This is a genomic window from Novosphingobium sp. 11B (genome assembly GCF_054589055.1).
The window spans coordinates 7,465-14,906 of sequence record NZ_BAAILP010000317.1; the positions used below are offsets into that span (position 1 = coordinate 7,465).

Genomic DNA, 7,442 nt, shown 5'->3' on the forward strand with positions numbered 1-7,442 from the left:
AGATTATCGTGATCTTGGGAAGATGCTGGCAGGAGTGGAGGGACTCGAACCCACGGCCCTCGGTTTTGGAGACCGATGCTCTACCAACTGAGCTACACTCCTGCGGGCTCGGGGGCCTCTAATGAAGGACTTGCGCGATGGCAAGCGGCGATTGTGGACCGGCGGACCGAATATGTCGATTCGCGCTCGTTATCCCCATCTGCTAGGACGGTTTTGTGCACGCGCCCCGCTCAAATCCGATCATCGAGCCTGAACTCCTGATGCTCGCCTATCGCAGCGGGATATTTCCCATGTCCGACGCGCGCGACGATCCGGAGATCTTCTGGATCGAACCGCGCCTGCGCGCGACGCTGCCGCTCGATGGGCTTCGCGTATCCTCCTCCCTCGCCCGCACGCTCAAGCGCGGGCGGTTCGAGGTGACCTGCAACCGCGCCTTCTCGCAAGTCATGGACGAATGCGCAGCGCCGAGACAGGCGCGCGACGGGGATGCCAATGATGACGGGGGAGACAGCTGGATCAGCCACCGCATTCAGGCCAGCTACGAGAACCTGCACTTCCTCGGCCACGCGCATTCGATCGAGGTCTGGCGCGATGGCGAACTGGTCGGCGGCCTCTACGGCGTCGGCTTCGACCGGGTGTTCTGCGGCGAATCGATGTTCTCGCGCGTCAGCGATTCGTCGAAGGTCGCGCTATGCTGGCTGGTGGCGGCATTGCGGCGGGGCGGCATCACCCTGCTCGACTGCCAGTTCATGACCTCCCACCTCGCCTCGCTGGGCGCGGTGGAGATGCCGCAGAAGACATATCTGGCGCTGCTGCAGGCAGCCCAGTCGGGCTATTGCTCGACAGCGGGTTCCTCGACCGGCTCGGGATCGGCCGCCGTCGGAGAAGCGCTCGGCGACGCGGCAGGAGCCGGAGTGCTCTCACTGCCCGAGGCGTTCGAAGCCCTGCTCGGCGACGCGTCGTCCTGCGGACTGGCTTCTTCGCCCGGGAAGCTCATCGCGCAGCTCTTGACCCAGACGTCGTAGACCGGGTGCTCGACCACGTTGGCACCGGGGTTGTTCTTGAACAGCCAGCCGGAGAACACCTTGTTCCAGGCCAGCTTTTCCTCGGTGGTGCGGCGCTGTTCGACGAAGACCTGGACGAAGGCGCCCTCTTCCTGCGGCTTTTCCCAGGGAAGCGTCTTCTCGCAGGTGGCGACCTTCACGACGAGATTGCCGAGGCGGCGCGATTCGCCTGGCTTCATCACCAGGTCCTGCGTCAGGTTGTTGCGCTTGTTGAGGACGCCCAGCGTGACCACGCGGTCCTTGTTGGGCGTGCCGATCTGCTGGCCTTTCGCGGCCTGTGCAGGACCGGCCTGCATTCCGGCGATGGCATCCGGGACGCTGGTGTCCTGCGCCTCGGGCGCAGGCTCACCACCGCAGGCCGTCAGGACCGACAGCAACGAGAGTGCCGTCAAAGCCCTCCAGCGAATCACGCGTGAGCCCTCAGGCTTCCGGCGACCAGGCTTCGTAGTCGCCGGTGGCGGCAGCGCGGCGGCCGCCACGCTCCAGCGCGCCCTGCGGGCGATACGCGGTCGCGGTGCCGGTGGCGTTGGGGGTGTAGTCCACTTCCCAGATGCGCGGCGCGGGCAGATGGCTTTCGGGCACGCCGTCGTACGAGTGGTGCAGCCAGCCGTGCCATTCGGCGGGGACGTTGCTGGCGTCGTTGGCGCCGGCGTAGATCACCCAGCGGCGATCCCAGCCCTCGGTGGTCTTCACCTTCGCGTTCTTGGAACGATAGTACTTGTTCCCCTGCGCGTCGGTGCCGACATGCTCGCCATTGCGCGAGCTCCAGAGCGAGGTGCCGATGGTGGCGCCGTCCCACCAGGTGAAGATCTTGGACAGGATTCCCATGTGCCGCGCACTAGCCCCGAAGCGCCCCCCAACGCAAGCGCGAAGAGGGACCTTCGGGTGCTACAAATGCATCCCGCCGCTCGCCTCGATCACCTGACCCGTCACCCATGCGCCGTCCGGGCCGCACAGGAAGCCGATCACCCGCGCGACGTCGCCCGGCTGCCCCACCCGCCCGAGCGCCGCGACCGAGGCGAGATAGTCCACCGTCGCCGGATCGTTGAACAGCGCGGGCGCGAAATCCGTGATCGTCGCACCCGGCGCCACCGCGTTGACGGTGATCCCGCGCGCGCCCAGCTCCTGCGCCAGCGAGCGGGTGAAATGCTCCACTGCCGCCTTGCTCATGGCATAGGCCAGGCACGATGCATAAGCGGCGCGCGCCACCATGGACGAAAGGTTCACGATCCGCCCACCGTCCCGCAGCCGGGACAGCGCCGCCTGCGTGACGAAGAACGGCCCCTTGGCGTTCACCCGCATCATCGCGTCGTAGAGCGCCTCGTCGGTCTCGGCGATCGTCGCCATCTCGCCGATGCCCGCGTTATTGACGAGGATGTCGAGGCCGTCCGCCTCTTTATCGAAGGCCGCGAACATCGCCGCGATGGCCTCGGCCGAACCGACGTCGGCCTGCAGGGCGAAGGCGTCGCCCCCGGCATCGCGGATCGCCGAGACGACCTCTTCGGCAGCGGCCGCATTGTTGTTGTAGTTGATGCAGACCCGCGCGCCGTCCGCCGCGAGCCTCAGCGCCACCTCCCGGCCGATCCCGCGCGAACCGCCGGTCACCAGCGCCGTCTTTCCCGTCAGCGAACCCATCCGTCTCTCCCGTGTCGTTCGGGAGGGAAGCTAGGGCAGACGGGACGCGGGCGGCACCTCGCCTATTGGGCAGCACCCTGCCGTGGGGACTTCGACAGGCTCAGTCTGAGCGGATTTGAAAGGCCAGTCTTAAAAGGCTGCTGTTCAACGATCGTTACACGAACCCCGCTCACCCTGAGCTTGTCGAAGGGTCACGCGCAGCCTCGCCGCGAAGAGGGCGGTTCACTGCCAGCGGTCCCGGAACAAGTCCGGGACGACGCCCGCTTACCAGCTGACCCTTTACCAACTGACCTTGTCGCCCGCCTTGATGCCGAGCTGCGCCGCGCGGCCGCCGTTCAGTTCCAGCACGCCCGCAGCGATGCCATCCGAAGGCAGCGGCGTCTCATCATAAGGCACCGCATTCGCCGCGATGTTGAGGATGCGGTGGTCAGTGCCGATGAAGATGATGTCGAGCGGGATCACCGTGTTGCGCATCCAGAAGGCGGAACGGCGCGGCGGCTTGTTGGGGAAGATCATGCCCTCGTCCGCGCCCATTTCGGAGCGGAACATCAACCCGTGCTCCTGCTCCTTGAACGTCGAGGCGACCTCCACCCGGAAGGCGTGGGTGCCGTTCGCAGACTTCACCTTGAGGTCCTTGACCGGCAGCCCGGAAATCGGATGCACCGCAGCTTGTGCCTGTGACGCCTTGGCCGTGGCCTCCTGCCCCCCTTGCGAGCACGCGGCGAAGGCCAGCAGCAGCGAAACGGCAAGCGTGGAGCGGGTAAGGCGCATTCAATAGTCTCCGAATTCCGACTCGCACCATTCCTCGAGCGCGTCGGCGTCCTCGCTCTCGACGATCCGGCGCGCGATGTCGAGCGGGTGCCCGGCGCGCAGCATCGCGGCGAGTTGCCGGTCTTGCACCTTGGGGTCTTCCGCAACCTGAACGGCGAAAGGACCGAACCGGCGCCGCCGCGCAAGCACCAGCGCCGCGCGGCGCTGCTCGGCAATGCCGGGCCGCGCCTCGGCGCGCAGGGTTTCGTCCACGCCTGCCTGCCCCAGCGCCTCGCCCACCCGGCGCGCGCCATAGCCACGCCGCAGCAGGCTGCCCGCCTTCATCCGCGCCCACGAGGCATCGTCGACGTAGCCCTTCTGTGCATAACGCTCGACCAGCGCCTCAACATCGGGCGCCCTTCCTTCCGACTGGGCCTCTTCCGACCAGCCCCGCTCCCTCAGTTTGCGCTGCAGATAACCGCGCAACTTGGCTTGCGTCGTGGCGAAACGCGCGACATAGGCCAGCGCCAGTTCCTCCAGACGGGATGGGTCGAGTGGGTGTGGTCCACGCTGTGGATTGCGACGCTTGTCCGACATGCTGCCCTATTCGTGCCACAGTCGGCTTGGATTGGGGAGAGTGCGTGAGACCGTACTGGGACGCAACACAGCTACCTCCGGTTCAGATTGGACCGGATAGAAGCGCCGGTCTCGCGAGAGTAACGGTATAACTACAACGGGTTAGATCATATGGCCGACACCATCGAACTGGTGCCGAATACGGGGCAGGCACTTATCCCCACCCCCAACGAGGATGCGCTGCCGCGCATTTTCGCCGATTTCGCCACCTTCGGCGACGCCCTGGACTATGCCGCCACAGGCAAACGCGGGTTCAATTTCCACGATCCGCGCGGCACGCTCACGCGCGTCTACGCCTTCTCGGAGCTGCGTGAAGACGCGCTCAAGGTCGCTTATGCGCTGATCGCACGCGGCGTGAAGAAGGACGATCGCATCGCCCTCATCGCCGAAACCGGCGTGGACTTCGCGGCGCTGTTCTGCGGCGCGGTCTACGCGGGCGCCTGGCCGGTGCCGCTGCCGCTGCCCACCAGCTTCGGCGGCAAGGACAACTACATCGACCAGCTGGCCGTGCAGCTCTCCAGCTCCGACCCGATCCTGCTGATCGGTCCGGACGAGATCGCCACGATGACCGCCGCTGCGGCCGAACGTCAGGGCTGTGCCCATGCCACCTGGGCCGATTTCGCCGCGAAAGATGCGCCCGAAGTCGCGCTGCCCAAGGCCGATCCGGACGATATCTGCTACCTGCAGTATTCCTCGGGCTCCACCCGCTTCCCGCACGGCGTCGCGGTGACTCACCGCTCGCTGTTGTCGAACCTTGCCAGCCACGCGCACGGCATGCAGTTCCAGGACAGCGACCGCTGCATCTCGTGGCTGCCGTGGTATCACGACATGGGCCTCGTCGGCTGCTTCCTGTCGCTGATCGCCAACCAGGTCTCGGCCGATTACCTCAAGACCGAGGATTTCGCGCGTCGCCCGCTGGCATGGCTGGACCTCATCACCCGCAACAAGGGCACTTCGGCGTCCTATTCGCCGACGTTCGGCTACGACATCTGCGCACGTCGAATCTCCAGCCAGAGCCCGGTCAGCGATCGCTTCGACCTGTCGCGCTGGCGCATCGCCGGTAACGGCGCGGACATGATCCGCCCGGACGTGATGCAGAGCTTCGTCAACGCCTTCGCCGATGCTGGCTTCAAGGCATCCGCGTTTCTGCCCAGCTACGGCCTGGCCGAAGCGACGCTGGCGGTCACCGTCATGCCGCCGGGCGAAGGCATCCGCGTCGAACTGGTCGAGGAGGAGCGCCTCTCGGGCGCGCCGCGCGATCTCAACCGCCCGGCACGCTATCGCGCCATCGTCAACTGCGGCAAGGCCGTGCGCGACATGGAAGTGGTGATCCGCGGCGAAAACGGCGACACGCTGGGCGACCACAAGATCGGCAAGGTCTGGTGCCGCGGCACGTCGGTGATGCATTCCTACTTCCGCGACCCCGAGGCGACCGCCGCGTGCCTCGTCGATGGATGGCTGGACACCGGCGACATGGGCTACATGACGGACGGTTACCTGTTCATCGTCGGCCGCGCCAAGGACATGATCATCATCAACGGCAAGAACCACTGGCCGCAGGACATCGAGTGGGCCGTGGAGCAGCTTCCCGGCTTCAACCACGGCGACATCGCGGCGTTCTCGGTGGAGACGGACAACGGCGAGGAAGCCCCCGCCGTGCTCGTCCACTGCCGCGTCTCCGATCCGGTCAAGCGCGTCGAACTGCGCGACCTGATCCGTGACAAGGTGCGCTCGATCACCGGCATGAACTGCGTGGTCGAACTGGTGCCGCCCAAGAGCCTGCCGCGCACCAGCTCGGGCAAGCTCAGCCGCGCCAAGGCCAAGAAGCTGTACCTTTCGGGCGAGATCGAGCCGTTCAAGCTGGCGGCCTGATCGTTCCGGTACAATGAAACAGAAAGCGGGGCGTCGAAAGGCGCCCCGCTTTTTTATTGTCCGCGTTCCGGGGAGGACTCAGCCTCTGCCTGATCCCATTTCGGCATCGGCGGCAGCGCCAGCAGCAGCGCGCCGCCCAGTACGCAGCCGACCGCACCCGCCCAGAGGAACGGCTCGTACCCGCCCGAGGTATCGTAGACCTTCCCCGCGATCCACGGGCCAAGCCCGGAAGCCAACGCCACCAGCGCCGACATGACGCCATAGATCATCCCGAAATTGCGCATCCCCGCATATCCGGCGGTCAGGAACGCGGTGATCTGCGTCTTGGAACCCGCCGCATAGCCGTTGATGACGAGCGCCGCGATCAGCGCGGGCATCGAATCGAGGAAGCGGATCAGCACCACGAACGTCACCGCCGTCACCCCCATCGTCAGGCTGCCGGTCCAGTTCGGCCGGAACCGGTCAAGCAGCGCCCCGGTCACCAGCTTGCCGACGATCCCGGCGATGCCGCCCAGCGACAGCAGCCACGCCGCCTCGCTGCGCGCTACGCCCGCTTCGGTGAGGATCGGAAAAAGGTGGATGCCCAGCCCGATGGTCATCGCCATCACCACGAAGGACGACACCGCCACCTGAAGCAAGGCCCGGCTTCGCAGTGCCTCACGCTTGTGCAGGCCCGGCAGCACGGCGCGCGCGGCCCCGTCCGCTTTCGGCCGCCGATCGTGGGCATCGCGCAGGAACAGCCAGCATACCAGCAGCGTCACCCCGCCCCAGCCGAGCCCGAACCACACATAGGCGGCGCGCCAGCCGAAACTCTCGATCAGGAAGTTGCCGAGCGGCGGCACCAGCGTCTGCGCGATGGCCGGGCCGGTCACGGCAAGGCCGAGCGCAAGGCCCCTGCCCTTGTCGAACGTGCCTGCTACCGCCGTCGTCCAGATCGTCGACTTGATGGAGGTCAGGATCAGCCCGAAGGCGATCCACATCACCACCCACTGCAGCTTCGATCCGCTGGCGAAGGCGAACATGCAGGTTCCCGCCATCGTCACGACGACCCCCGGCAGTCCCAGCCGCCGCGAGCCGAAGCGGTCGATCAGCGCACCGTAGAACGGCGACAGGAGCGCCGTCACTGCGGTCGCGATCGCCGGTCCCATCGACAGCGTCGCCCGGTCCCATCCGAAAGCCCGTTCCAGCGGCTCGATGAACAGCCCGGTCGCCGAGATCAGCACCGAGAAGAACGAGAACCCCGCCATTGCCGCGACGACCACCGGCCAGCCGCGCTTCCATTCCTGTAGTGCCCTGCCGTCGCCCATGATTGTCTCTCCCGCCGGAGAGACTAGGGCAAAGCGCGTGAACTCCAATCGCGGCGGCGATGGCGTTTCAGAGTCTGTTTGGAAAATGCCCAAGAGGGCATTTTCTTAGCGGCACCGGCCCACGCCCCCACCCGGCCTCCCATCAAGTATACTTCCGTGGGAGGCCGGGTGGGGGCGT

Annotated in this window: 7 protein-coding genes, 1 tRNA gene and 1 pseudogene; 2 read left to right on the forward strand and 7 right to left on the reverse strand. The window is 66.4% G+C overall.

Features of this window, described 5'->3' with window-relative positions; genetic code table 11:
- Positions 1-26 precede the first annotated feature (26 nt).
- Positions 27-102: transfer RNA gene (locus ACYPYD_RS26415), tRNA-Trp, on the reverse strand.
- A gap of 113 nt (positions 103-215) precedes the next feature.
- Between ACYPYD_RS26415 and aat the strand changes: the two genes are divergently transcribed.
- Complete coding sequence (gene aat, locus ACYPYD_RS26420; protein ID WP_459666632.1) at positions 216-1,025, forward strand: leucyl/phenylalanyl-tRNA--protein transferase; 810 nt, start codon at positions 216-218, stop codon at positions 1,023-1,025.
- A gap of 35 nt (positions 1,026-1,060) precedes the next feature.
- On the opposite strand, the pseudogene ACYPYD_RS26425 reads toward aat, so the two are convergent.
- From ACYPYD_RS26425 to ACYPYD_RS26445, 5 genes and pseudogenes are all read right to left on the reverse strand, one after another.
- Positions 1,061-1,360 (reverse strand): annotated as a pseudogene (locus ACYPYD_RS26425) (DUF2155 domain-containing protein); the annotation flags it as partial.
- Between the two features lie 124 nt (positions 1,361-1,484).
- Entirely contained in the window at positions 1,485-1,892 is a 408-nt protein-coding gene (locus ACYPYD_RS26430) for an NADH:ubiquinone oxidoreductase subunit NDUFA12 (protein ID WP_008830824.1), read from the reverse strand.
- Between the two features lie 60 nt (positions 1,893-1,952).
- A complete protein-coding gene (locus ACYPYD_RS26435; protein WP_036523568.1) occupies positions 1,953-2,699 on the reverse strand; it encodes an SDR family oxidoreductase in 747 nt (248 codons plus the stop codon).
- Between the two features lie 279 nt (positions 2,700-2,978).
- Complete coding sequence (locus ACYPYD_RS26440) at positions 2,979-3,470, reverse strand: DUF192 domain-containing protein (RefSeq protein ID WP_036523565.1); 492 nt, start codon at positions 3,468-3,470, stop codon at positions 2,979-2,981.
- Complete coding sequence (locus ACYPYD_RS26445) at positions 3,471-4,046, reverse strand: regulatory protein RecX (RefSeq protein ID WP_008830827.1); 576 nt, start codon at positions 4,044-4,046, stop codon at positions 3,471-3,473.
- Positions 4,047-4,196: 150 nt separating this feature from the next.
- Here ACYPYD_RS26445 and ACYPYD_RS26450 point away from each other — a divergent pair, with 150 nt between their 5' ends.
- Positions 4,197-5,957 carry a fatty acyl-AMP ligase gene (locus ACYPYD_RS26450; protein WP_459666635.1) on the forward strand — a complete coding sequence of 587 codons (1,761 nt, stop codon included), beginning with the start codon at positions 4,197-4,199 and terminating at the stop codon, positions 5,955-5,957.
- 53 nt (positions 5,958-6,010) lie between these two features.
- Here ACYPYD_RS26450 and ACYPYD_RS26455 read toward each other — a convergent pair whose 3' ends face one another.
- Complete coding sequence (locus ACYPYD_RS26455) at positions 6,011-7,264, reverse strand: MFS transporter (protein WP_459666637.1); 1,254 nt, start codon at positions 7,262-7,264, stop codon at positions 6,011-6,013.
- Positions 7,265-7,442: the final 178 nt, after the last annotated feature.

What these genes read in the sequence shown, in the direction of transcription:
- ACYPYD_RS26440 (WP_036523565.1), bottom strand. Translation starts at nt 3,470, where the DNA reads ATGCGCCTTACCCGCTCCACGCTTGCCGTTTCGCTGCTGCTGGCCTTC.
- ACYPYD_RS26455 (WP_459666637.1), bottom strand. Translation starts at nt 7,264, where the DNA reads ATGGGCGACGGCAGGGCACTACAGGAATGGAAGCGCGGCTGGCCGGTG.
- ACYPYD_RS26450 (WP_459666635.1), top strand. Translation starts at nt 4,197, where the DNA reads ATGGCCGACACCATCGAACTGGTGCCGAATACGGGGCAGGCACTTATC.
- ACYPYD_RS26445 (WP_008830827.1), bottom strand. Translation starts at nt 4,046, where the DNA reads ATGTCGGACAAGCGTCGCAATCCACAGCGTGGACCACACCCACTCGAC.
- ACYPYD_RS26435 (WP_036523568.1), bottom strand. Translation starts at nt 2,699, where the DNA reads ATGGGTTCGCTGACGGGAAAGACGGCGCTGGTGACCGGCGGTTCGCGC.
- ACYPYD_RS26430 (WP_008830824.1), bottom strand. Translation starts at nt 1,892, where the DNA reads ATGGGAATCCTGTCCAAGATCTTCACCTGGTGGGACGGCGCCACCATC.